General features: G+C 70.3%; 17 protein-coding genes and 1 tRNA gene. 7 read left to right on the forward strand and 11 right to left on the reverse strand.

The window, feature by feature from the left end; genetic code table 11:
• Window positions 1-368 precede the first annotated feature (368 nt).
• Window positions 369-1700 (reverse strand): aminotransferase class III-fold pyridoxal phosphate-dependent enzyme, encoded by a 1332-nt coding sequence (locus tag M1D55_RS23370; protein WP_456281945.1) that lies wholly within the window; start codon window positions 1698-1700, stop codon window positions 369-371.
• 329 nt (window positions 1701-2029) lie between these two features.
• Here M1D55_RS23370 and M1D55_RS23375 point away from each other — a divergent pair, with 329 nt between their 5' ends.
• Entirely contained in the window at window positions 2030-3472 is a 1443-nt protein-coding gene (locus M1D55_RS23375) for an aminotransferase-like domain-containing protein (RefSeq protein WP_023263831.1), read from the forward strand.
• A 46-nt stretch (window positions 3473-3518) separates the two neighbouring features.
• Here the strand turns inward: M1D55_RS23375 and M1D55_RS23380 are convergent, their stop codons facing one another.
• A complete protein-coding gene (locus M1D55_RS23380) occupies window positions 3519-4091 on the reverse strand; it encodes an acyloxyacyl hydrolase (RefSeq protein ID WP_023263830.1) in 573 nt (190 codons plus the stop codon).
• 421 nt (window positions 4092-4512) lie between these two features.
• Between M1D55_RS23380 and dmeF the strand changes: the two genes are divergently transcribed.
• Entirely contained in the window at window positions 4513-5547 is a 1035-nt protein-coding gene (gene dmeF, locus M1D55_RS23385) for a CDF family Co(II)/Ni(II) efflux transporter DmeF (protein WP_456281946.1), read from the forward strand.
• Window positions 5548-5597: 50 nt separating this feature from the next.
• Here dmeF and M1D55_RS23390 read toward each other — a convergent pair.
• Window positions 5598-5671, reverse strand: a tRNA-Cys gene (locus tag M1D55_RS23390).
• 149 nt (window positions 5672-5820) lie between these two features.
• Here M1D55_RS23390 and M1D55_RS23395 point away from each other — a divergent pair.
• From M1D55_RS23395 to M1D55_RS23405, 3 genes are all read left to right on the forward strand, one after another.
• A complete protein-coding gene (locus M1D55_RS23395) occupies window positions 5821-7095 on the forward strand; it encodes an exonuclease SbcCD subunit D C-terminal domain-containing protein (protein ID WP_456281947.1) in 1275 nt (424 codons plus the stop codon).
• On the forward strand, window positions 7092-10880 hold the full coding sequence (locus tag M1D55_RS23400) for an AAA family ATPase (RefSeq protein WP_456281948.1): 3789 nt from the start codon (window positions 7092-7094) through the stop codon (window positions 10878-10880). Before M1D55_RS23395 ends, M1D55_RS23400 begins: the two co-directional genes overlap by 4 nt.
• A gap of 484 nt (window positions 10881-11364) precedes the next feature.
• Window positions 11365-12681 carry an MFS family transporter gene (locus tag M1D55_RS23405; protein WP_456281949.1) on the forward strand — a complete coding sequence of 439 codons (1317 nt, stop codon included), beginning with the start codon at window positions 11365-11367 and terminating at the stop codon, window positions 12679-12681.
• 135 nt (window positions 12682-12816) lie between these two features.
• Here the strand turns inward: M1D55_RS23405 and M1D55_RS23410 are convergent, their stop codons facing one another.
• The 5 genes from M1D55_RS23410 to M1D55_RS23430 form a co-directional block, all read right to left on the reverse strand.
• Window positions 12817-13149, reverse strand: a complete 333-nt coding sequence (locus tag M1D55_RS23410) for a four-helix bundle copper-binding protein (RefSeq protein WP_006579003.1) — start codon at window positions 13147-13149, stop codon at window positions 12817-12819.
• Window positions 13150-13325: 176 nt separating this feature from the next.
• Window positions 13326-14966 (reverse strand): tannase/feruloyl esterase family alpha/beta hydrolase, encoded by a 1641-nt coding sequence (locus M1D55_RS23415; protein ID WP_456281950.1) that lies wholly within the window; start codon window positions 14964-14966, stop codon window positions 13326-13328.
• Window positions 14967-14995: 29 nt separating this feature from the next.
• Entirely contained in the window at window positions 14996-17164 is a 2169-nt protein-coding gene (locus M1D55_RS23420; RefSeq protein WP_456281951.1) for an alpha/beta hydrolase domain-containing protein, read from the reverse strand.
• Between the two features lie 386 nt (window positions 17165-17550).
• Entirely contained in the window at window positions 17551-18768 is a 1218-nt protein-coding gene (locus tag M1D55_RS23425) for a CaiB/BaiF CoA transferase family protein (RefSeq protein ID WP_006578807.1), read from the reverse strand.
• Between the two features lie 23 nt (window positions 18769-18791).
• A complete protein-coding gene (locus tag M1D55_RS23430) occupies window positions 18792-19565 on the reverse strand; it encodes an enoyl-CoA hydratase/isomerase family protein (RefSeq protein ID WP_006578808.1) in 774 nt (257 codons plus the stop codon).
• On the opposite strand from M1D55_RS23430, the gene M1D55_RS23435 reads away from it, so the two are divergent.
• Both M1D55_RS23435 and M1D55_RS23440 read left to right on the forward strand, forming a co-directional pair.
• Window positions 19564-19740 carry a hypothetical protein gene (locus tag M1D55_RS23435; RefSeq protein WP_456281952.1) on the forward strand — a complete coding sequence of 59 codons (177 nt, stop codon included), beginning with the start codon at window positions 19564-19566 and terminating at the stop codon, window positions 19738-19740. The genes M1D55_RS23430 and M1D55_RS23435 overlap by 2 nt on opposite strands.
• Before the next feature lie 105 nt (window positions 19741-19845).
• On the forward strand, window positions 19846-20823 hold the full coding sequence (locus tag M1D55_RS23440; RefSeq protein WP_006578809.1) for a LysR family transcriptional regulator: 978 nt from the start codon (window positions 19846-19848) through the stop codon (window positions 20821-20823).
• Window positions 20824-20842: 19 nt separating this feature from the next.
• On the opposite strand, the gene M1D55_RS23445 is transcribed toward M1D55_RS23440, so the two are convergent.
• From M1D55_RS23445 to M1D55_RS23455, 3 genes are all read right to left on the reverse strand, one after another.
• Complete coding sequence (locus M1D55_RS23445) at window positions 20843-21826, reverse strand: tripartite tricarboxylate transporter substrate binding protein (protein WP_043438942.1); 984 nt, start codon at window positions 21824-21826, stop codon at window positions 20843-20845.
• An 89-nt stretch (window positions 21827-21915) separates the two neighbouring features.
• Entirely contained in the window at window positions 21916-23091 is a 1176-nt protein-coding gene (locus tag M1D55_RS23450; protein WP_456281953.1) for an acyl-CoA dehydrogenase family protein, read from the reverse strand.
• Window positions 23088-24239 carry an acyl-CoA dehydrogenase family protein gene (locus tag M1D55_RS23455; RefSeq protein WP_456281954.1) on the reverse strand — a complete coding sequence of 384 codons (1152 nt, stop codon included), beginning with the start codon at window positions 24237-24239 and terminating at the stop codon, window positions 23088-23090. The genes M1D55_RS23450 and M1D55_RS23455 overlap by 4 nt, the downstream gene beginning before the upstream one ends.
• Window positions 24240-24266 lie beyond the last annotated feature (27 nt).

Raw genomic sequence — 24266 nt, forward strand, 5'->3', positions numbered from 1 at the left:
GGTCGCCAATGCCCGCGCGCGCCACCGCCTGGGCGGACGCGCGGGCAGCCCGCGGGCCGGCAAGGTGTGCCGGCCGGGGCAAAAAAGGCGCCTAGTTTAGCGAACCGTGCCGGCCAAGCCGTCACTTATGGAGGCGGGCTTCGGGGTTCGGGGCAGGAGAATCCGGGGAAGGCGGGCGGCTTATCGGCGAGAGAAGGAATCCACGCCGGCGGGTGTTCTCCCTCTCCCCATCAGGGGGGAGAGGGTTGGGGAAAGGGGTGGTTTCGATCCGCGATGGCAGAACGACCGCCCGCTGCCCTCTCCCCTGCCCCTCTCCCGCAGGCGGGAGAGGGGAAAATCAAGCCGCGGTGCGGCGCGCGCGCGACGCCTTACTGCACGTCCTTCAGCACCTGCCGCACCGTGTCGAACAGCTCGGCGATCTGCGCCTCGGTGACGATCAGCGGCGGCGAGAAGGCCAGGATGTCGCCGGTGTAGCGAACCAGCACGCCGCGCTCCAGGCACTTCAGGAAGACCTCGTAGCCGCGCGCGCCCGGCTGTCCCGGCCGCGGTTCGAGCTCGATGCCGGCCACCAGGCCCAGGTTGCGGATGTCCTTGACGTGCGGGGCGCCACGCACGCCGTGCGCGGCCTCCTCGAACAGCGGCGCGAGCTTCGCGGCGCGGCCGAACAGGTCGTCGCTGCGGTACAGGTCCAGCGTGACGATCGCCGCGGCGGCCGCCAGCGGGTGGCCCGAATAGGTGTAGCCGTGCGGCAGCTCGATCGCGCCCGCGGCGGCGGCGTCGATCACCGTGTCGTGGACCTCGCGCCGGACCGCCACCGCGCCCATCGGCACGGCCGCGTTGTTGATCGCCTTGGCCATCGTGATCAGGTCCGGCGTGACCTGGAAGCGCTCGGCCGCGGTGGCCGCGCCCAGGCGGCCGAAGGCAGTGATCACCTCGTCGAAGATCAGCAGGATGCCGTGCTTGCTGGTGATCTCGCGCAGCCGCTCGAGATAGCCGACTGGCGGCACCAGCACGCCGGCCGAGCCCGCCAGCGGCTCGACGATCACGGCGGCGACATTGGACGGGTCGTGCAGCGCGATGATCCGCTCGAGGTCGTCGGCCAGATGCGCGCCCCAGGTCGGCTGCCCCTTGGAGAAGGCCGCCTCGGCGATATTGAGCGTGGCCGGCAGATGGTCGGTACCGGGCATCAGGTTGGCCGAGAAGGCCTTGCGGTTCGGGCCGATGCCGCCGACCGCCATGCCGCCGAAGCCGACGCCGTGATAGCCGCGCTCGCGGCCGATGAAGCGGGTGCGCTGCCCCTCGCCGCGGGCGCGGTGGTAGGACAGCGCGATCTTCAGCGCGGTATCGACGGACTCGGAGCCCGAGTTGGTGAAGAAGATGCGGTCCAGGCCCGACGGCATGATCGCCGCCACCTTGCTGGCCGCCTCGAACGACAGCGGATGCCCCATCTGGAACGGCGGCGCATAGTCCAGCGTCTGCACCTGGTGCGCGATCGCGTCGGCGATCTCCTTGCGGCAGTGCCCGGCGGCCACGCACCACAGGCCGGCGCAGCCGTCGAGGATCTTGCGGCCGTCGTGGGTCGTGTAGTACATGCCGCTGGCCGAAGCCAGCAGCCGCGGCGCCGCCTTGTACTGGCGGTTCGCGGTGAACGGCATCCACAGCGCATCGAGATCGGGAATCACGGTCTTGGCGGCGTCCATTACTTCCTCCTTGGTTCGTCCGGATGTCGTTCCGGGTGTCGTTCGGGGTCCGCGCCACCGCGCCGAAGCGCCCGATGGTGCGGGATAGCGATCCGGCCACTGTAGCGAGCGCTGCTTCAGCTAAAAATATACGGTTGTGAAATGCTCGCCTTACCGTACTGTTTTTTCGCCTCAAACCGTACAGGTACAGGAGCGCCCCAACCCAGTGCCATCATCGCGATGCCGCGGTATTGGCCGACAATCCGCGCCATCGTGGCATGACCGAGCGGTCCGGCGGCGCGCTTCGCCCCGCTTGAACTGTACAGGCATCGCCCCCACAATGCGGTCGCATGATCCAGCTCGAATTGACCCGCAGCCGCCGTGGCGGCGACACGCTGACCGAACAGATCGTCGCCGGCATCGCCGCGCTGGTGGACCGGCGCGCGCTGCGCCCCGGCATCGCCGTGCCCTCGGTGCGGCGCTTCGCCGCGCAGCATGGCGTCAGCACGTTCACGGTGGCCGAGGCCTACGGCCGGCTGACCGCGCTCGGCTACCTGGCGGCGCGCGCCGGCTCGGGCTACACGGTGGCGCATCGCCAGCCCAGCACCGAACAGGCGCACCACCCCCGCTGGGAAACCCCGGCGCTGAACGCCGCCTGGCTGCTGTCGGACGTGTTCGCCGACCACTCGGTGCCGATCAAGGCCGGCGCCGGCTGGCTGCCGGGCGACTGGCTCAACGAGGAAGGGCTGCACCAGGCGATCCGCGCCGCCGCGCGCGTGCCGGCCGGGCAGGTGTCGGGCTACGGCCATCCCTATGGCTTCGCCGCGCTGCGCGAGCACATCGCCACGCGGCTGGCGCAGTACGGCATGCCGATGCAGGCCCAGCAGGTGGTGCTGACGCAGGGCGCGACCCAGGCGCTGGACCTGGTCGTGCGCACGCTGCTGCGCGCCGGCGATACCGTGCTGGTCGAGGACCCGTGCTACTGCAATCTGCTGCAGATCCTCCGGCTCGCCGGGCTGAAGGTCGTCGGCGTGCCGCGCGGCGCGGCGGGGCTCGATACCGACGCGCTCGACGCGGCGATCCGCCGGCACGGGCCGCGCGCACTGTTCGTCAACACGGTGCTGCAGAACCCGACCGGCGGCACGCTGACCAGCATGAACGCGCACCGCGTGCTGCAACTGGCCGAGCAGCACCGGCTGCTGGTGGTCGAGGACGATATCTACCGGGAGCTGGCGCCGGCCGGCGCGCCGATGCTCGCGGCGATGGACGGGCTGTCGCACGTGGTCTATGTCAACGGGTTCTCGAAGACCATCACGCCGTCGCTGCGGGTCGGCTATCTGGCGGCCAGCCCGGAACTGGCCAAGGCCTTCGCCCGCACCAAGATGGCGGTCGGGCTGACCTCGTCGGAGGTGACCGAGCGGCTGGTCTATGCGGTGCTGACCGGCGGCCACTACGCGCGCCATGTCGACGCGCTGGCGGCCCGGCTGCGCGCGCAGCAGGACCGGGTCACCGAGAAGATGGAGGCGCACGGCCTCGAAGTGCTGCTGCGCCCGGAAGGCGGCATGTTTGCCTGGGCGCGCGTGCGAGGGGCGCCCGACGGCGCGGCCGCCGCCGCGCACGGGCTGTCCGGCGGACAACTGGCGACGCGCGCGCTGTCGCACGGCGTGTGGCTGGCACCCGGCAGCTATTTCGCGCCGGACGAGACCGATTCGCCGTGGATCCGCTTCAATATCGCGACCAGCGATGCGCCGGCGCTGTGGGAATTCTTCGACGGCGTGCGCGGCGGCGGCTAGCCGCGCACGCCTCTGGCTACGCCAACGACCGGCGCCAACGACCCGCTCAGAAGCGGTAGCGCACGTAGCCGGTGTAGAAGTTGGTACCCGGATTCGGCCGCTTGATGCTGGCGTTCGAGATGTGCTGGAAGCGGAAACCCGCCTCGGCGCGCTTCTGCGGGCCGAAGGCCACGCCCACGCCGACCATGTCCGAGAACTGGAACGCGGTGCTGTAGTCGTGCGAGTCCGACGTCGAAGTGGCGCTCATCAGCCGCAGGCCGACCGACAGCTCGGCAAACGGCACCACGCTCCAGCCATGCTTTTCGACGCGCAGGATCGGCGAGAAGCCGATCTCGGTCACGTCGCGGCGATTGTTGCCGGTGCGCGCGTTCCAGCGGGCCAGTTCGACTTCCCACTGCAGCTTGGCCAGCCAGCCCTGTGGATTGCCGTAGGCGAATCCCGAATCCCAGTTCAGGCCGATCTCGTACTTGTTCAGGCCGTGGCCGGGGTCGCGGCCGTAGGCGACATGGACGGCGGGATCGGCCTGGGCCGGCGCCGCCACGATCAGCGCTGCGGCAGCGCAGCAAAGGGCGGCCGAGCGGCGCAGCGAACGCGCCGTCCGTTCTTGTTGTTGTGTCATGGTCGAGGGGAGAGAGTTGAAAGATGCCGGCGAAGGCACTGGCACAGTCCGTGCCAGGCACAACACGCCACACGCATCGGCGCCGCGCGAACCGGCCCAGGCTAGGCCCAGAGCCGTTCGATCAGCCATCCGGCGGTGGCGCACATGCCCAGCCACGCCGCCATGCAACCGGCAATAAATCGATAAGTCATCGTACTTTTGGCAAGCAAAGAGCGAAGTTACGCAAATTCGTGACCCGGATGATACATGCATTCATGAATGTATGTTATGAGCCGATAAATCCATTTCGCGTCTGGGGGTAAACGATCCGCCACCAGAAAACTTGAGCCGCGCCGCGCCAGCCGGCGCACCGCCAACAGGGATTTGCGCCTGCCGGCACGCGCATGCTGCTACCCTTGCGGCCATCGAAAAGAGGCACGCCATGCATACCCACGATCTCTCCCCCTGGACCCACTCGCATGTGTTCGACCGCGGCAACGCCGCCGGCGAGCGCGGGACGCGCCTGGTGCTGCTGCTGACGGCCGCGGCGATGGTCGCGGAGATCGGCGCCGGCTGGTGGTTCGGCTCGATGGCGCTGCTGGCCGACGGCTGGCACATGAGTTCGCACGCGCTGGCGATCGGCCTGTCTGTATTCGCGTATGCAGCGGCCCGACGCTTCGCCAACGACCGCCGCTTCGCCTTCGGCACCTGGAAGATCGAGGTGCTGGCCGGCTTCGCCAGCGCGATCTTCCTGATGGGCGTGGCCGCGCTGATGGGCTTCGCGTCGATCGAGCGGCTGTTCGCGCCGGCGGCGATCCGCTATCCGGAGGCGATGGCGGTCACCTGCCTGGGCCTGCTGGTCAATCTGGCCAGCGCCTGGCTGCTGGGCGGCGCCCACCATCACCACCACCACGGGCACGGGAACGACCACGATCACGATCACGCTCACCATCACCACGATCATCACGACGGCCACGACCACCATCACGGTCACACGCACGGCCACGCGCATGGCCACGACCTGAACCTGCGCTCGGCCTATCTGCACGTGCTGGCCGACGCCGCCACCTCGGTGCTGGCGCTGCTGGCGCTGGCGGGCGGCTGGTGGCTCGGCTGGAACTGGCTCGACCCGGTGATGGGCATCGTCGGCGCGGTGCTGGTCGGACACTGGGCGCTCGGCCTGATCCGCCAGACCTCGGCCGTGCTGCTCGATCGCGAGATGGACCACCCGGTGGTCGACGAGGTGCGCGAGGTGCTGGCCGGGTTCGATCACGGGCGCGAGGGCACCCGCATTACCGACCTGCATGTCTGGCGCGTCGGCAAGGACAAGTTCGCCTGCATCGTCGCGCTGGTCACGCACGACCCGACGCTGACGCCGGCGCGCGTGCGTACCGCCCTCGGCGTGCACGAGGAACTGGCGCATGTGACGGTGGAAATCGCGCGCTGCGACGATGGCGCGATGATCAAGGCCGGCTGACCGAGGCTGCTGACCGGCTCGCACCCGCGCGCTGGCGCGGGCAGGAAGACTGGAGGCGGGGGAACGGAATCGAACCGTCGTACACGGCTTTGCAGGCCGTGGCATGCCACTCTGCCACCCCGCCGCTGTTCTGAAGCGGTGCGCTGCGAAACAGCGCGGGCCGAAGTGTAGCCCGATTCTCCCGATCGTGCAGGCGAGCGCTCCATCGGACCACACCGGACCCCACAGCGAACTCTGCTATCGTCTCGGCCATCGTTGAAAGGCCCTTTCCGCATGCGACTGCTGCACACCTCGGACTGGCATCTGGGCCAGACCCTGCATCACTACGACCGCACCCACGAACACCAGCACTTCCTCGACTGGCTGCTCGATACGCTGGACGCCGAGGCCACCGACCTGCTGCTGGTCGCCGGCGATATCTTCGATACCGCCAACCCGTCGGCCGCCGCGCAGCGGCAGCTGTACCGCTTCCTGACCGAGGCGAGGCGCCGGCGTCCGCATCTGGCGATCGCGATGATCGCCGGCAATCATGATTCGCCGGCGCGGCTGGAGGCGCCCGCGCCCTTCCTCGACTGGTTCGGCGCGGCCTGCGTCGGCCAGGTCCACCGGCTGCCCGACGGCACGATCGACATGGAAAGGCTGGTGGTGCCGGTGCGCGATGCGCAGGGCCGGATCGCGGCGTGGTGCCTGGCCATCCCCTTCCTGCGGCCCGGCGATGTGCCGCGCGTCGACGGCTCCAGCGACCATGCCGATGACGATGCCGACGCCGATGCCGACCCCTACCAGGCCGGCGTTGCCGCGCTCTATCGCGGCGCGCTCGAACTGGCGCTCGCCCGCCGGCAACCCGGTCAGCCCATCGTCGCGCTCGGCCATTGCCATATGCGCGACGGCGAGGTGTCGGAGGACTCCGAGCGGCGCATCGTGATCGGTGGCGCCGAGGCGCTGCCCGCCGGCATCTTCGACCCCGCCATCGCCTATGTCGCGCTGGGCCACCTGCATCGGCCGCAGAAGGTCGGCCGCCACGAGCACATCCGCTACAGCGGCAGTCCGCTGCCGATGTCGTTCTCCGAGATCCACTACCCGCACCAGGTCGTCAGCGCCAGACTGGACGGCGAAGCGCTGGCCGAGTGGCACGCGATCCCGGTGCCCAGGCCGGTCGAGCTGATGCGCGTGCCGCCGACGCCTCGGCCGCTGGAACTGGTGCTCGACGCGCTGCGCGCGCTCGAGCTGCCGCCATTGCCGGACTCGCTGCAGCCCTATCTGCAGGTCCGCGTCACGCTGGACGGTCCCGAGCCGGCACTGCGCGCGAAGGTCGAAGCCGCGCTCGACGGCAAGCCGGTGCGCCTCGCGCGCATCGAGGTCAGCGCCGCCGGCGCGCCCGGCGAGGAGCCCGCGCCGATGCTGTCGCTCGACGACCTGAACCGGCTCGACCCGGCCGCGGTGTTCGCCTCGCTGTATCGCGAGCGGCATGGCGCCGAGGCGCCGGCCACGCTGGCGGCCGCGCTCGCCGAACTGCTGCACGCCCCGGACGAGGTCGCCGCGCCATGAGGATCCTCGCCATTCGCGGCCGCAACCTGGCCTCGCTGTCCGGCGAGTTTGCGATCGACTTCACCGCCGAACCGCTGGCCTCGGCCGGCCTGTTCGCGATCTGCGGCCCCACCGGCGCGGGCAAGAGCACACTGCTCGATGCGCTGTGCCTGGCGCTGTATGACGAAACTCCGCGCGTCGCCCGGGTCGGCGGCCGCGCCACGGTGCTGCCCGACGTCGCGGGCGAAACCATCGGCGCGCACGACACGCGCACGCTGCTGCGCCGCGGCGCCGCCGAGGGGCACGCCGAGGTCGACTTCGTCGGCGGCGACGGCCAAGCCTACCGCGCCCGCTGGAGCGTGCGCCGCGCGCGCGGCAAGGCCGGCGGCAAGCTGCAGCAGACCCAGATGTCGCTGGCGCGGCTGCCCGGGGAAGAGCCGGTCGGCGGAGGGCTGAAGACCGAAGTGCAGGCCGCGATCGTCGAGCGCGTCGGACTGACCTTCGAGCAATTCACCCGCGCGGTGCTGCTGGCGCAGAACGAGTTCTTCGCCTTCCTGAAGGCAGGCGACGATGAACGCGCGGCGCTGCTGCAGGCGCTGACCGGCACCGGCCGCTTCGAGGCGATCTCCCGGCGCGCCTTCGAACGCAACAAGGCCGAGCAGGAGGCGCTGCGCCAGCTGCGCGAGCAGGCCGCCCAGCACCAGCCGCTGGACGCCGACACGCGCGCGCAGTGCGAGCAGCAACGGCGGCAGCAGCAGGACGCGGTGACGGCGCTCGACGAACGGCTGCGGCAACACGAGGCGCAGTTGCGCTGGCACGCCGATGCGGCCGACCTCGCCAGGCTGGAACAGCAGGCGATCGACCGGCATCGGGCCGCCATCGCCGCCCACGATGCCGCCGCGCCACGGCGAACCCGGCTGGCCGACGCGCACGCGGCCCAGCCCGCGCGGGCGCTGGTGGCCGAGATCGACCGGCTCGCCGCACAGCGCGAGGCGCAGCGCCAGCAGCTGGCGCGCGCGGCCGAAGCGCTGGCCGCGGCCGAGCGTGCGGCGCAGGACGCCCAGGCAGAACGGCAGCGCGCCGCCGCCGCGCTCGAGGCGGCGCGCCACGCCGAGGCCGCGATGGCGCCGCGCCTGGCGCAGGCGCGCCAACTCGATGCCGTGATCGCTGCGTTGAGCCCGGACCGCGAGCGCGTGGCGCTTGCGCATCGGCAAGCCGAGCAGGCGCTCGAAGAAACGCGCCGCGATCAGGCGCGGCTGCGGACCGAGCGCGAATCCGCCGGCTCGGCGCTGGCCGCGGCCGAGGACTGGCTCGTCCGGCATGCCCGGCTCGAAGCCCTGGCCACGCAATGGCCGCGCTGGGACGCGCTGTTTGCGCAGGCCGACGATTGGCACATCCGGCACGCCGCCGCCACCCAAGAGGCCGCGCGACTGGCAGCGCAGCTCGCCAAGGCACAACAGGACCAGACCGATGCTCAGGGGCGGCTTGCGGCCGCCGCCGCGTCGCTGCAAGAGGCGCAGCAGCAATACGCGGTCGCGCAGCAGGCGCTGGCCGGTCACGACCGCGATGCCATCGCCGCGCGAGCCGCCGAATTGCAGCGGCAACGCGACGCGCTGCAGCAGGCAGCGGCGCGCTGGCGGGAACGGCTCGCCGCTGAAGCGCGCATGGCCGAGCTGGTCCAGCAGCGCGACACGCTGCAGGCGCAATGGCAGCAGTGCCAGCAAGGCATCGACGCGGCCCGCGCCGCACGGCCCGCCGCCGAGCAAGCGGCGGCGCAGGCGGAACGCTGCTGGCAACGCGCGCTGGCCGCCTGCCAGCAAAGCGTCGAGCAGTTGCGCGAGACGCTGGAGCCCGGCGAGCCCTGCCCGGTCTGCGGCGCCAGCGAGCACCCCTACGCGCATGGCGACTCGCCGCTGCGCGCGGCGCTGCAGGCCACGCTCGGCGCGCTGGAGAACGAGTACCGCCGCTGCCAGCAGGCGCTGGCGCGGATCGATGCGGACGAGCGCAGCGCCGCCGCATTGGCGCACAGCCACGGCGAAGCGCTGGCGCAGCTGGACACGCGCCTTGCCGCGGCGACGCAGCAGCGCGACCTGGCGGCGTGCGAATGGCAAGCCGACGCGGTGGCCGCACAGGCCGAAATGATCGATGCCGACCAACGCGCCGACTGGTTTGCGCGGCAATTGGCCGACGCCGACGCACAGCAGCGCAGCGCGGCCGAACTCGACACCCAGCTGCGCGTGCTCGACAAGCAATTGCAGGCCGCACGCCTGCGTCTCGACGCGGGCCAGGCCGAGCAAACCGCGGCCGACAGCGCGCTGCAACGCGCGCAGGCGCTGGCCGCCGAACTCGCGTTGCGTCATGGCGCGGCCAACGAGTCGGCCGCGGCAACGGCAGCGCAGCGCGACCAGGCCCTGCGGGAACTGGACGAAGGCGCGCTGGCGCGGGCCGCGGGCGCCGGCTGGCGCGGCCAGTGGCACGATGATCCCGCGGGATTCCGTACGCGCTGCGCGGACGATGCCGGCCAATGGACACGGCATCGCGACGAACGCGACGCGCAGCGCCAGCGCATCGTGCAGCTCGATGGCGCGCTGGCGGCCGCCACGCAGTCGCACGAGCACGCGCTCGACGCGCATCGCAAGGCCGCCGAGGCGCTGGCGTTCGCCGACACGCGCCTGTCCGAACGGCGCGCCGATCGCGAGGCGCTGTTTGCCGGCACGCCCGACGCGGGCCTGACGGTCGATACGATCGCGGCCCGTCTCGCGCAGGCCGGTGCCGACGCCACGGCGCGCGTCGACGCGGCGCAGCGCGCGAGCCAGGCGGCCAACGAACAACTGGCGCGGCAGGGCACGCGCGCCGAACAGGCGCAGTCCCAAAGCGAGGTGCTGGACCGGCAGGCACGCGAAGCGGCGGCGCGGCTCAAGGCCTGGCTGCAGGACTGGCACGCCCGGCGCGAGGGTTCGGCAGCGGCCGCGCCGCTCGACGAAGCCGGCCTGCGCGCGCTGCTGGCGCTCGATGCCGATTGGCTGGCGCGCGAGGAAGAGGCGCTGCACGCGCTGCAACGCGAAGTCGATGCGGCGCACGGCGCGGTGCAGACGCGCCGCGCCGAACGCGAACGCCATCTGGCGCGGCGGCCCGGGCAGGACGACGCCGCCACCGTGCAAGCCGCACTGGCGGCGGCCCGTGCCGAACTGGAGCGCGCCAAGCAGGCGCTGGCCGAGGCCGATTTCACGCTGCGCCGCGACGACGAGCGGCGCGCGCAGGCCAGCGACCTCGTCACGCGCATCGAGCGGCAGCAGGCCACGGCGCACACCTGGCAGGTGCTGAACGAATTGATCGGCTCGGCCGACGGCAAGAAATTCCGCAACCATGCCCAGCAGATGACGCTGGACATCCTGCTCGGCTACGCCAACCGGCATCTGGCCACGCTGTCGCGCCGCTACCGGCTCGAGCGCGTGCGACAGAGCCTGGCGCTGCTGGTGATCGACCAGGACATGGCCGACGAGGCCCGCTCGGTGCATTCGCTGTCCGGCGGCGAGTCGTTCCTGGTGTCGCTGGCGCTGGCACTCGGGCTGGCATCGCTGTCCTCGCATCGCGTGCGGGTCGAATCGCTGTTCATCGACGAGGGCTTCGGGAGCCTCGACGGCGACACGCTGCGCGTCGCGATGGACGCGCTCGACAGCCTGCAGGCCCAGGGCCGCAAGGTCGGCGTGATCTCGCACGTGCACGAGATGACCGAACGCATCGGCACGCGCATCGAGGTGCGCAGGCTGTCGGGCGGACAGAGCCGGGTGATGGTCGGGTCGTAGCGGGGTAGCGGGGTAGCGGGGTAGCGGGGTAGCGCGGTAGCGGGGTAGCGCGGTAGCGGGCGCCGTTGCCCTCTCCCCCAACCCCTCTCCGGCTCGCGGGAGAGGGGAGCCCCTACCATCGCCGCTCGAACCACCAGGTGGGTCCTCCCCTCGCCCGCTTGCGGGAGAGGGGCGGGGGAGAGGGCAACAGCGCTCGCCATTCCGCGAACGCTGCACGAGACACTGTGTTCGCGATCGCGAACAATCGCGCGCCATCCCGCGCCCTGTCTGGGCTCGGCATCGCCCCGCCCCGCACGCCGCACCGCCGTGCCGTGCAGGATCACGCCCTAGGGGTTACCCTTACACCGTCCTGCCGCCCGCCCGCCAGACCCCTGGCCTTCGCGGGCGGCGTCTGTTGCAGCAGCGGTGCCCCCGCCGCGCTTCGCCCGACTCCGGCGCACGCATGCTCGCGCATGATCGCCGGCGTCCTACTCAGCGATCTCCCATGACAGAACTGACCAGCACCACCATTCCGGCCGGCCGGGCGGACCGCGACCACGACAGCCGCCGCCGCGTCTTCGCGATCGTCGCGGCCTCGTCCGGCAATCTCGTCGAATGGTTCGACTTCTATATCTACGCCTTCTGCGCGATCTATTTCGCGCACTCGTTCTTTCCGCAGTCCGATCCCACCGTGCAGCTGCTCAATACCGCCGGCGTGTTCGCCGCGGGCTTCCTGATGCGGCCGATCGGCGGCTGGGTGTTCGGCCGCATCGCCGACCGCCACGGCCGCAAGCATTCGCTGCTGATCTCGGTGGTGATGATGTGCACGGGCTCGCTGATGATCGCCTGCCTGCCGACCTACGACAGCATCGGCGCCTGGGCCCCCGCGCTGCTGTTGCTGGCGCGCCTGCTGCAAGGCCTGTCGGTCGGCGGAGAGTACGGCACCACCGCAACCTACATGAGCGAGGTCGCGCTCAAGGGCCGGCGTGGCTTCTTCTCGTCGTTCCAGTACGTGACGCTGATCGGCGGCCAGTTGCTGGCGGTGCTGGTGGTGGTCGTGCTGCAGCAGCTGTACACCGAGCAGGAGCTGCGCGCCTGGGCCTGGCGCATTCCGTTCGTGATCGGCGCGATCACCGCGGTGGTGGCGCTGCTGCTGCGCCGGACGCTGAAGGAGACGTCGAGCGCCGCGTCGCGCAATACCAAGGGCGCCGGCAGCGTCGTCACGCTGCTGCGCGACCACAAGGCGGCCTTCTTCACGGTGCTCGGCTACACGGCCGGCGGCTCGCTGATCTTCTATACGTTCACCACCTACATGCAGAAGTATCTGGTGAACACCGCCGGCATGCCGATCAAGACCGCCAGCTACGTGATGACCGGCGCGCTGTTCGTCTACATGTGCATGCAGCCGGTGTTCGGCGCGCTGTCGGACCGCATCGGCCGGCGTACCAACATGATGCTGTTCGGCGCGCTCGGTGCGCTGATCACGGTGCCGGTGCTGACCGCGCTGCATACGATCACCAATCCGGCGGTCGCCTTCGTGCTGATCACGCTCGCGATGGCGGTGGTCAGCCTCTATACGTCGATCAGCGGCATCGTCAAGGCCGAGATGTTCCCGCCGGAAGTGCGGGCGCTCGGCGTGGGCCTGGCCTATGCGATCGCCAATGCCGTGTTCGGCGGCTCGGCCGAATACGTCGCGCTGAACCTGAAGGCGGTCGGCCACGAGTCGGCCTTCTACTGGTACGTGACCGCGATGATGGTGCTGGCCTTCTTCGTCAGCATGCGGCTGCCGCGCCAGGCGAAGTACCTGCATCACGACGACTGAGAATGGGCAATGGGCCGGCGATCTTGCCGGCCTGCCCTTGAAAGCCTGTCGTCCCCGCGAACGCGGGGACCCAGCGGCTTGCGGGGGTCGATCCTTGCGGCTCGTCACCCCCGGCAAACCACCCGCCCGGCTGCTTCAGGCCGCCGCCATCTGCCGGCACGCCTGTGCGCAGTCGCGGCAGGCCTGTGCGCACTGCTGGCAATGCTGGGCCTGATGGCGCGCACACTCCTCGGCGCAGCGTTCGCAGATCTGCGCGCACAGCGCACATAACTCGCGCGATTGCTTGCTGCCGCGCGACATATAGGCCACCGACAGTTCGCAAATGCCGGCGCAGTCCAGGTCCAGCCGGATGCACTCGGTCATCTTCTGCACGTCGTGTTCCTGCAGGCAGGAAGCCGCGCAGTGACGGCAGGCCTGCGCGCAGCGCGTGCAGGCATCGATACAGGCTTGATATTGCTCGTGAGGCATGGCATCGCTCCTCGCTCGGTCGACGCCGGATTGGCGCCATACCCGACCGAGCAAGGCGCGGACCACGACGACGGCGCTTCGTCAGCGCCGCCCGCCGGCACCGCGCCTTGCGGCACCGCGCCGATCGCTCTTACATGCCTTGCAACTTCTGCCGGCCGTGCACCGGATGGCCCGCGCTACCGGCACGAGAAACTGGCCGCATCGTCGGTACTGCCGCTGCCCTGGTAGACGGCCTTGCGCGGATACGGGCACAGCGGCCGCGTGCGCGCCACCGCCCCGCCGCTGACAGCGGAGGCGACGATCCGGTCCGGCGCGGTGCCGCGCGTGACCCACGCATCGAGCGCCTCGAGGATGTCGTGGTCCGCGTCCACCACCGGCGCCGGCGTATCGCCATTGCCGAACTGCGTCGTCCCCGGTCCGCCCGAGCAGTGCCCCATGCCGGGCACCATGAACAGCCGGAAGAACGTGTCGACCTCCGCCTGAGAGCCCTGCGCGGCCTTGACGCGATCGTAGTAGGCGATGGTGTCGACCGCGTTGACTACCGGGTCCTGCCAGCCGTTGTAGACCAGCAGCTTGCCGCCGCTGGCCTTGAACGCCGACAGATCGGGGTTGTTCTGGTCGACCATCGCGCCGACCTTGGCATCGGCATAGGCCAGGTCGCGATCGAAGTCGAAGGTCCACCAGTTCCACTGCGGGTTGTCGAACACCCAGTAGCGCCAGAAGTCCGCGCGCGTCGGCTCGGTCGTGCCCCAGTAGCTGTTCCAGCCCACCGGCGAACCGCCGGCCGTGAACAGCGCCTCGCTGGTCTTCGGCCATCCCGGGTACACCTGCTCGCCAGTGCGGGGATTGCGCGCGCCGGCGTACATGGCCTTCAGGGCCGACACCTGCTCGGCGGTCAGGCAAGTGTCGGCGTCGGCCCCGGTGCATTGCAGCGTGGCCGGATCGAAGCCGCATTGACGCGGGTCGTCGACCACGCCGTCGGTGACGCCATCGTCCGCATCGCAGGCCGCCACCGCGGCGCGCGTGACCATCGGCAGCTTGGCGGCCGGGATGATCGGCGACAGATTGTCGTTGGGCCGGTGATTGGCCAGGAACTGCCACAGAAAGCCCGCGTTGAGCCGCACCCGGTTGTTGCCGGGCGCGCCGGCGATGATGCCGTCGAAATCGTCGGGGTAGCGCTGCGCCTCGGCATAGCCCTGATGGCCGCCGGTCGAGCAGCCGTAGAAGTACGCGCGCTCGATCTCGCGGGCGTGCATGCCCGCGACCAGCCGCTTGCCCGGCACCGTGATCGCATGGATCGAGCGCGTGCCCCAGTCGACGATCTTCTCCGGATGGTTGACGCCGAACAGCATGTCGTTCGGATTGGCGGACTGGTGACCGGTATCGCCGCCGACCGTGGCATAACCGCGCGCGAGCCCCATCGCCATCGCCCGGTAGCCCAGCGCCGGGCTGTAACCGCCATTGCCGGTCACCAGCAGCTTGCCGTTCCATTGCGCGGCCGCCGGAATCCATACCTCGAAGCGGATCTCCGAATCGCTGCTGGGCCGCGCCACCGCCTGCACGCGGCAGAACGCGGGCACCGTCACCGTGGTGCCGGTGCTGGGCGAGAAGCTGCCGGCGGCAATCTCGGTGGCCGCCTGCACCGTGGCGCCGTCAAGCGCGGCGGCAGCCATCTGCGCGCAGGATTTCGGCGGCTGGTTCGCGGTCGGAGGCGGCGCGGACGGCGCGTCGTCGTCACCGCCGCAGCCTGCCACCGCCAGGGTCATCGCGGCGAGCGCGGCCATCGCCGGCGCGCGCCATGGGACTGGTTTGTCCATCTCGTCTCCTCCGTTCGTTCGGCAACGCATCAAGGCAGCACCGGGTTGGCCTGGGCCCGCGCGATCGCGCGCTGCGCATCGGCGGGCAGCAGGAAACGCTGCGCCACCAGCGCATCGGCCGCCGACCGCAGCTTCGCCAGATAGCCCGCCTGGTCGCCGTACAGCGCCTCCAGCGAAGGCCGCTGGTCGCCGGCCGCCGTGCGCGCGGCCTCGGTCTTGTGGAACGGGAGATAGCTGCCGCCCAGATTGACCAGATCGACGATGCCGGGCGTGGCGACGTAGTTGAACTCGAGGCTGGTGCCGACCGGCACCTGTACGTCCAGCGAGCGGATGCCGGCCCTCGCCAGTCCGGTCGAGGGATCGAGCTGCGGCACCAGGATCGCGTAGTCGCGGCCCAGATAGGCGGGCGGCAGCACGGTGGCGATGCCAGACTCGTCCTGCGGCCGGTACTGCGGCCCGTAGTCCAGCAGCGGGAAGCCGTTGTAGCGGCCGAGGTACTGGAAGTCCGGGATCGGCACCGTTCCACTCGGGCCGGTGAAGCTGACGCCCTTGATCACCGGCACCTGCAGCTGGTCCGGACGCACCAGCGTACCGTCGGCGATGCGCGGCACCTGGCTGTCCGGCGGCGCGATGTCGCGCGCGACCCAGTCCTCCAGCGCAATGAACAGCGCGCGGAAGGTATCGGCGAAGTCGATCATCGAGCCGGCCGGATAGACGGTCTGCGCGGGGTTGTAGTTGATCTGCGCCGAGCGGCCGCCGTGCTGCGTGCTGGCGTAGTAGTAGATGCGCGCGTTGTCCGGCTGCGTCTGGTCGGTGAAGCCGTAGGCGTCGGTCAGCACCGGCGAGCCCTGCAGCTGCCAGAACTCGGTGCCCGACAGGCCGAGGAAGAAGCGGGGGCAGGTCTGTGTCTCGCTGCAGCGCTTCATCACGCCACCGGTGCGGCCCGCGACGGCGTCCTCGTAGTCGGCCGCCAGGCCGCGCGGCGCGGTCTGGCCGAACGCCCGATGGTCGGTGCGCAGGCCACCGCCGCCGCCGGGCACCGCGAAACGCGTGTTGATATTGGTCTGGCGCGCGGCGACATGCGCGAAGATGCCGTCGAACACCTTGCCGCCGTCCAGCGCCGCGTTGAAGCCCAGATGCAGGAAGGTCTTCATCGCATTGCCCGACTGCGAGGTGCCCTGCCCGATCGCGTAGCGGATCGCGCCGGCGATCGGATTGGGCGTGCCGGCGGCGTCGGCGCTGCGATGGCGGAAGAAGGTCACGGTGTCGCGCAGCGCCGCGAGGCCCACGCCCATCACCTTCGGGTCCTTGGCTACGTAGGTGATCTCGTACAGATAGCCCGGCTGGAAGCCGTCCTTCAGGCAGACCTTGCTGCCGTCGGGCTTGCCGGGAAACGGCGCGCCGCTGGCGCTGCAATCGGCGAACTTCCATTCCGACGGTGCGATCGGCACGCGCGGATCGGTCTCGTTGACGCGGCGTGTCAGCGTGTAGCCCGGCTGCGTGTTGTCCAGGCTCGCCGGTGCGTACGGAATCATCGAGCCGTTGAAGACGCCGCCGGGCAGGCTCATCGTCGAGGTCGCGACGTTCGGCACCAGCTCGGCCGCGTACGGACCGGTGATGCTGCTGCCGTCCTTGTTGCGCGCCACCGGCACGCTCAGCGTCAGCCGCGCCGGCGAGCTCTTGGGCACGTCGCCCTGCCAGGCCGCGTACAGGAACACATAGCCGCGTTCGAAATAGACCGCGTCGCCCGGTACCGCGGCGGGGTTCGGCATCGTCAGGATATTGCCGCGATTGGGCGCGTCGTAGCGCAGCACGCCGCCGGCCTTGCCGATGTCCTTCGGCTTGAGCATCACGAACTCGGTGGTGTACTCGACCATGCCGCGCGCATTGACCGGCCCCAGCTCCAGGTCCTGGATCACCGCGTTGCGCGGGTCCTTCGGATCGACCTCGCCGTGCAGCGAGCCGGTCAGCTTCTCGTAGGCGCCAACGCTGCCGAAGCTGCCGGGAAAGTCCTCGCGCGCGGAGATCGTCAGCGTGATCGCAGGCGTCAGACGCTGTCCGCCGCCGGGCGGCCCACCGGCCGGCGGGCCATCATCGTCGCTGCCGCAGCCGGCCAATACGGACGCCGCGGCCGCCGCGGCCAATACCCATCCCATCGCCCGCGCCGTACCGACGCGGCGAGCGTGCCTGATCTCCATGTCTTCTCCTGCCCTGGTGGTTCTTCTTCGGGTCGCTTGTCTTCACGCCCACTGACGGAGCGTTGGCGCCAAGTCTAGGAAGGAGATTGATCGGAGAGAAATGGATAATCTCGATGGATTTAACGGGTTTTTGGCGGAATGGGTGGATGGGGGTTTTCGCGTGCGGGGACCATGTCGGTCTGGGTGGCGCGGTTGCCCTCTCCCCCTGCCCCTCTCCCGCAAGCGGGAGAGGGGAGAAGACCAGCGCGGGAGAAGACCAGCGCGGGAGAAGACCGGCGCGGGAGAAGACCGGCGCGATACCAGGCTTCGCTCGCGGCATGGGTCCCCGCCGACGGGATCCTCCCTCTCCCCTCAGGGGGGAGAGGGCCGGGGAGAGGAGGTGATGTTCAGCGCCCCGCCGCCCCCGCCAACGCCGCGATGCGCTCCGGCGCGACGCCGGCCTCGCGCAACACCTCCTCGGTATGCTCGCCCAGCGATGGCGCGGGCCGCCGGATCGCGGTGGGCGTGCGGGCAAAGCGCGTGGTCGGCCGCACCTGCCGGATCGGACCGACCGCCGGATGCACGGACTCCTCGAACAGTCCCACCGCCGACAGGTGCGGATGCTGCGGCAGGTCCTCGAGCCGATAGATCGGCGTGGCGGGAATATCGAGCCGCTCGCACAGCGCCATCCATTGCGCGGTGGTGCGCAGCGGCGCCAGCTCGGCCAGATGGCCGTACAGCGCCTTGATGTTGGCGTTGCGCTCGCGGCGGCTGGCGATCCGATAGCGCTCGGCCAGATCGTCGCGTCCGAGGTCATGGAAGAACGCCTTCCAGTGCCGCTCCGTGTAGGGCAGCATGCTGATCCAGCCATCGGCGGTGCGCACCGGCTTGCGGCCGCCTTCGAGCAGGCGCGCATAGCCGGCCTTGGCGGTCGACGACGGGAACATCATGCCGCCCATATGCTCGGTCAGCACGAAGGCGGCCATCGTCTCGAGCATCGGCACCTCGACGTACTGGCCCTCGCCATGCCGCTCGCGCCGGAACAGCGCGGCCAGCACCGCGTTGGCGACCGCCAGTCCGGTGGTCTTGTCGGCGATCAGGCTGGGCAGGTAGTCTGGCTCCGCGCCGGCCGCGCTGGCCGCGCCGACGAAGCCGCAGGCCGCCTGGATGATGTCGTCGAACGCCGGCTTGTCGCGGTGGGGACCGTCCTGGCCGAAGCCCGGCGCGGCGCAATAGACAATGTCGGGGCGCAGGCGCGCGACCGCCTCGTAGCCGAAGCCGAGCCGCTCGATCGCGCCGATCCGCATGTTGTGGACCAGCACGTCGACCGTCGGGATCAGCGCGCGCAGCGCGGCGGCGCCCTGCTCGTCCTTCAGGTCCAGCACCACCGAGCGCTTGTTGCGATTGAGCGCAAGGAAGATCGAACTCATGCCCGCATGCTCGACCACGCCGTTGGCGCGCATCAGGTCGCCCTCCGGCGCTTCGATCTTGATCACGTCGGCGCCCATGTCGGCCAGCACCTGCGTGCCCATCGGCCCCAGCACCACCGACGACAGGTCCAGTACCCGCACGCCGTCCAGCGGCCCGGCCACGGCGGCCCGGCCGCCTCCGTTGTATTCGTTCACTGACGCACTCCTGTGATGCCGCATCAGCGGCGCTGAAAATTGGGCAGGCGTCGTTCCGCCATCGCGGCCACGCCTTCGCGGAAGTCCTCGGTCGGGAACTGGGTCAACTGGACTTCCAGTTCGTGCCGGTTGATCTGCGCGATGCGATCGGCCAGGCCGGCACGCAGCGTGGCGCGCGTGCTTTCGACGGCCAGCGGCGCGGAGACCGCGATCTCGCAGGCGAGCGCGTGGGCGCGCGCCAGCACGTCGGCCTGCTCGACAAGCTCGTCGGCCAAGCCCATCTCGACCGCGGTCGCACCGTCGATGCGGCGGCCGGTGTAGAACAGCAGCGCGGCGCGCTGCTCGCCGATCAAGCGCGGCAACGTCAGGCTCAGGCCGAAGCCCGGATGAAAGCCCAGCCGGTTGAAATTGACGCTGAAGCGCGCCTCGCGGCAGGTCACGCGGAAATCGGCGACCAGCGCGAGCCCCACGCCGGCGCCGATCGCCGCGCCATGCACCGCGGCGACGATCGGCTTGCGCGTGCGGAACAGCCGCATCGCCTGCCGGTAGAACGGGCTCGGGTCGCGCCGGACCGAGGGGTCCGGCGTGCCGAAGTCGGCGCCGGCGCAGAACGACTTGCCATCGGCGGCCAGCACGATGGCGCGGCAGTCGTCGTCGCCGTCGATCTGCTCGAAGGCGTCGGCCAGTGCCGCCATGCAGTCGACATCGACATGGTTATGGGGCGGGCGCTGCAGCACCACGTGCGCGACGTGGTCCTGCGGCAGCCGGCGCAGCGAGACGGAAGAAGTGTTGTCCATGGCAGTGGGCTATGACAAGGAAGTCGGTGGCAAGGAAGTCGGTGAGAAGGAAGCCGGTGGCAAGGAAGTCGGTGGCCAGGGAAGTCGGTGGCAAGGGGAGTCGGTGACAGTGACGGTGACGGTGAAAGCGGCTTGGGAAATTGCCGATGGGCCGCGCGGCGCAGGTCCGGGATAATGTCGGCACCCGTCCGGACGGATCGATCCGGGCCAGCCAATCGAAAGCGGGCGCAGGCTGCGGCTTGCCGGACCCGCTCACCAGGAGCGCAACGCGAATCGAACGATGCCTAGCGGAGACCATCGACAGGGCGAGCCGACGCCCGCCAGCGACCACCGGCGCCTGCCGCTGGCCGAACTGCGGCACAAGGACCTGAACCTGCTGGTCGTGCTGGCCGCGCTGCTGGAAAGCCGCAGCGTCAGCGAGGCGGCGCGGCGGCTCGACAGCAGCCAGCCATCGACCAGCCGCATGCTCGAGCGCCTGCGCGAGGAATTCGGCGACCCGCTGCTGATCAAGAGCGCGGCCCGCATGCTGCCGACGCGCCGCGCGCAGGAACTGCAGCAGGCGCTGGACACCGCGCTGCGCACGATCGAAAGCATCTACACGCAGACCGATCGTTACGACCCCGCGCAGGAGACCGGCTCCTACGCGATCGGCATCAACGACTCGCTGCAGGCGCTGATCGCGCCGGCCTTCCTCGCCAGGCTGCGCCAGGTGGCGCCGCGCGCGCGGGTGCGCATGCATCCGGTGCCGATGCCCAGCGGACTGAGCGCGATGACCAGCGGCGCGATCGACGTGATGGTGGCGTTCTACCCGGTCGAATCGGAGGCGCTGCGTTCGGAGCTGCTGTTCAACGCGCCGTTCGGCTGCCTGTGCGATGCCGGCAACGCCCATCTCGGCAGCACGCCGGGCGCCGCCGAGCTCGCGCCGCTGCCGTGCCTCGACATCTCGCAGTTCGGTGTGGTCACCCGCATGGTCGACCGCTACTTCGCCAGTCACGGGCAGCAGCGCCATATCGCCTGCACGATGACCAGCTACCTGGCCGTCGCCGACGCGATCACCGGCACCGACATGTACGCGATGGTGCCGGGCTATCTGGCGCCGGTGCTGTGCCGGCATCCGGGCGTGCGCTTCATTGCGATCGACGACCCGGCACTGGCCATCCCGGTGCACCTGTGCTGGCACAACAACGTCCATACCCATCCTTTCGTCTCCCTGCTGCGCACGATGCTGACCGAGGTCGCCCGCGGCCTGCCGGTGTAGTCGTTATTCGGTCATTGCGTCATTCCGGCTGGATGCCCGCGGCCTGCGCGACCCGCCGGAAACGCGCGATCTCGGCCTGATGGAAGGCGCGCATCGCCTGCGGGGCATAGGGCATCAGGTCGCTGCCCTTGGTGGCCAGGAACGCGATCGACTCGGGCGTCTTCAGGATCGACTGCATCGCGCCCGCCAGCTTGTCGGCAATGTCGTCCGGCGTCTGCGCCCGCACGTAGAACGAGACCCAGCTGTACTGCACGTAGTCGGGATAGCCGAGCTCGCGCACCGACGGTACCTCGGGCAACTCGTGATGGCGCTTCTCGCCCGACACCGCCAGAGCCCGCACCTTGCCCTGCCGGATCAGCGTCAGCGCGCCGCTGGTGTCGACCACCGCGAGATCGAGCTGCCTGCCGATGATGTCGGTCATGATCTGCGCCTGGCCCTTGTACGGAATATTGACCAGCTTGATGCCGGCCAGATTGCCGAACCATGCTGCCGCCAGCCGATATCCCGCCGAATAGGTGCCGACGCTCAGCGGCTTGGCCTTGCCCGCGGCCACCACATCGGCCAGCGTCTTCCACGGGGAATCGACCGGCACCAGGAACACGTTCATGTTCCGGCTCAGGCCCGCCACCGGGCGCAGATCGGCAAGCGGGTCGTAGGGCAGGTTCTTCAGCACGATCGGATTGACCGACAGCGGCGAATTGCTTGCCAGCAGGATCGTGTAGCCGTCGGCCGGCGCGCTCTTCAGCGCCTGGATGCCGATCACGCCGTTGGCGCCGGGGCGGTTCTCGACCACCACCGGCTGTCCCAGCACGCGGCCCAGCGCTTCGCCGTAGAAGCGGGCCGACGAATCCGAGCCGCTGCCCGAGGTGAACGGCACGATGATGCGCAACGGCCGCGAAGGAAATTCGCTCGCCGATTCCGCGGCGGCGATGCCGCTGGCGGCGGCACTGGCAAAGGCGACGCTGGCCAGCAGCAGCGCCCGAAGCAAACCCGGTACTCGCATCGATGTCTCCTGAAGTGGGCTGGTTTGTCCCTGTGTTGTTTGCGGTGGGGCGATCCGTTGCGCTTGGCGGTTGCGCGTGGCGCCGCGGCTCAGGCCGCCTGCGGCGCGGTGACGCGCGGCCACAGCGCGGCGCCGCCGGCGCGGATCGCCTGCGCGCCGATCTCGCGCGCCCAGTGCGCCTCGCTGCCGTACTCGGCGCGCCAGCTCCATAGCCGGCGGGTCGACCAGTGCAACGAGTGCTCGTGCGTGAAGCCGATCGCGCCATGGACCTGGTGCGCGATCGCGGCCGCGCGTCCGGCGGCGTTGCCGCAGATCACTTTCGCCACCATCGCCTGGCTGTCCCAGCCGGGCGCGCGCATCGCCGCGCAGGCGCTGGCCACCGCCATGCGCGCGGCCACCACCTCGTTGGCCAGCATCGCCAGCTGCTGCTGGATCGCCTGGAACTTCGCGATCGGCCGGCCGAACTGGATGCGCTCGGTCGCGTATTGCACGGTCTGGTTCAGCACGCGCTCGAGCACGCCGGCGATCTGTATGGCGCGCATCAGCGCGCCGAGCGGCGACGGTTGCGACGGTTGCGACGGTTGCGACGATCCGGCGACGGGGCCCAGCATCGCCTCGTCGGCCGGGTTCTCCACCACCACCGCGGCGGCCGACAGCGTGTCGTCGAAGCGCAGCCGGTCACGCGGCTCGCCGGCCAGGTTGGCGCTCGTTTCGACGCGGCACGCGGCGGTCGGCGCCAGCAGCCACACCCCGCGCCCGAACGGCTGGCGTTCGGCCGCCCGCACCACGACGTGGCGCAGGTGCCGGCCCCACGGCACGTCCACCGTGCCGTCGAGGCGCCAGCCTTCGGCGCTCGAGCGTGCGACCGGCCGCTCCGCTTCGGCATCGCCAACGTGCGCGGCCAATGCCATCGGCCCATCGGGCATCGCGATGCCCAGCTGCGCCAGCACCCATCCGCACACCGCGGTGTCGATGAACGGAATCGGCGCCAGCGTGCGGCTCGCCGCCAGCAGCGCGGGCAGGCCCTGCTGCCAGCCGGCCGCGGCGCCGCCGTCGTCTTCGCCGGCGAACAGCCGCGTCAGGCCGCTGTCCTCCACCGTTTGCCACAGCGCCGACTGCCATTCGCCGCGCTCGGCCGCTTCCAGCTGCGCGATGGTGACTTCGTTGCCGAACAGCCGTTGCGCGCTGTCGGCCAGCATCTGCTCGAGCTCGAGTTCAAGCGCCAGTTCGCGTTCGCATTGTTCGCTTTGTTCCCTTTGGTTCATCGGACCCCCAGCCCTCTGGCAATGATTCCCCGCAGGATTTCGCGCGTGCCGCCCCGCAGGGAGAACGAGGGCACGGTTTGCGTCAGGTGGCAGTGCGTGGCGACGAAGGGCGAGCCGTCCGGGCGCAGTTCATGGCCGAACAGCTGGTGCGCGATCTCGGGGATGCGCTGCTCGAACAGCGCGCCCAGGTCCTTGACGTTGGCCGCCGCCAGTTGCGGGTTCTCGCCGCGATGAAGCATCGCCGCGATGCCGCGCGACATCTGCCGCAGATTGCCGAGTTCGGCCACCAGATAGCCGAGTTCGACCGCGTGCCGCGCGTCGTCGGCATCGGCGTGGTCGACCATCTCGGCCAGCAGCGCGTAGCTGCTCAGATAGCGCTCGGGGCCGCTGCGCTCGAAGGTCAGCTCGGCGGTGACCTGGGCCCAGCCCTGCCCCGGCTCGCCGATCACCATCCGGTCGGGCACGAACACGTTGTCGAACACCACCTCGTTGAAGTGTTCTTCGCCGGCCAGATTGCGGATCGGCCGCACCTGCAGTCCTTCGGAGCGCATGTCGATCAGCAGCTGCGACAGGCCCTTGTGCTTGTCGTCGGCGCTGCGGTCGGTGCGCACCAGCGCGATCATGTAGTGCGAGCGATGCGCGTTCGAGGTCCACAGCTTGGTGCCGTTGACGACCCAGCCGCCGTCGACGCGATCGCCGCGGGTGCGGATCGACGCCAGGTCCGAGCCCGAATCGGGCTCGCTCATGCCGATGCAGAAGCGCAGCTCGCCGCGCGTGATGCGGGGCACGATCTCGCGGGCGACTTCCGGGTCCGCATAGCGCATCAGCAGCGGACCGCTCTGCCGCTCGGCGACCCAATGGCCGCCCACGGGCGCCCCTGCGGCCAGCAGTTCCTCCAGCACGACATAGCGCTCCAGCATCGAGCGCTCCTGTCCGCCGAAGGCCTTCGGCCATGTCATGCCGATCCAGCCCTTGGCGCCGAGCGCGAGACTGAATTCGGGGTCGAAGCCGGACCAGCTTTGCGCCCGCTTCTGCGGCAGGCGGTCGCCGACGGTCTCGGCGAGAAAGGCGCGTACTTGCGCTCGCAATGGCGCGAGATCGCCATCGGGCTGCGCCGGTCGAATCACGATTTGGCTGGCTGTGTCCACTCCCCCTCCTGTCGTTGGTCCACTGCG

The organism is Cupriavidus sp. JZ107 (genome assembly GCF_053903255.1).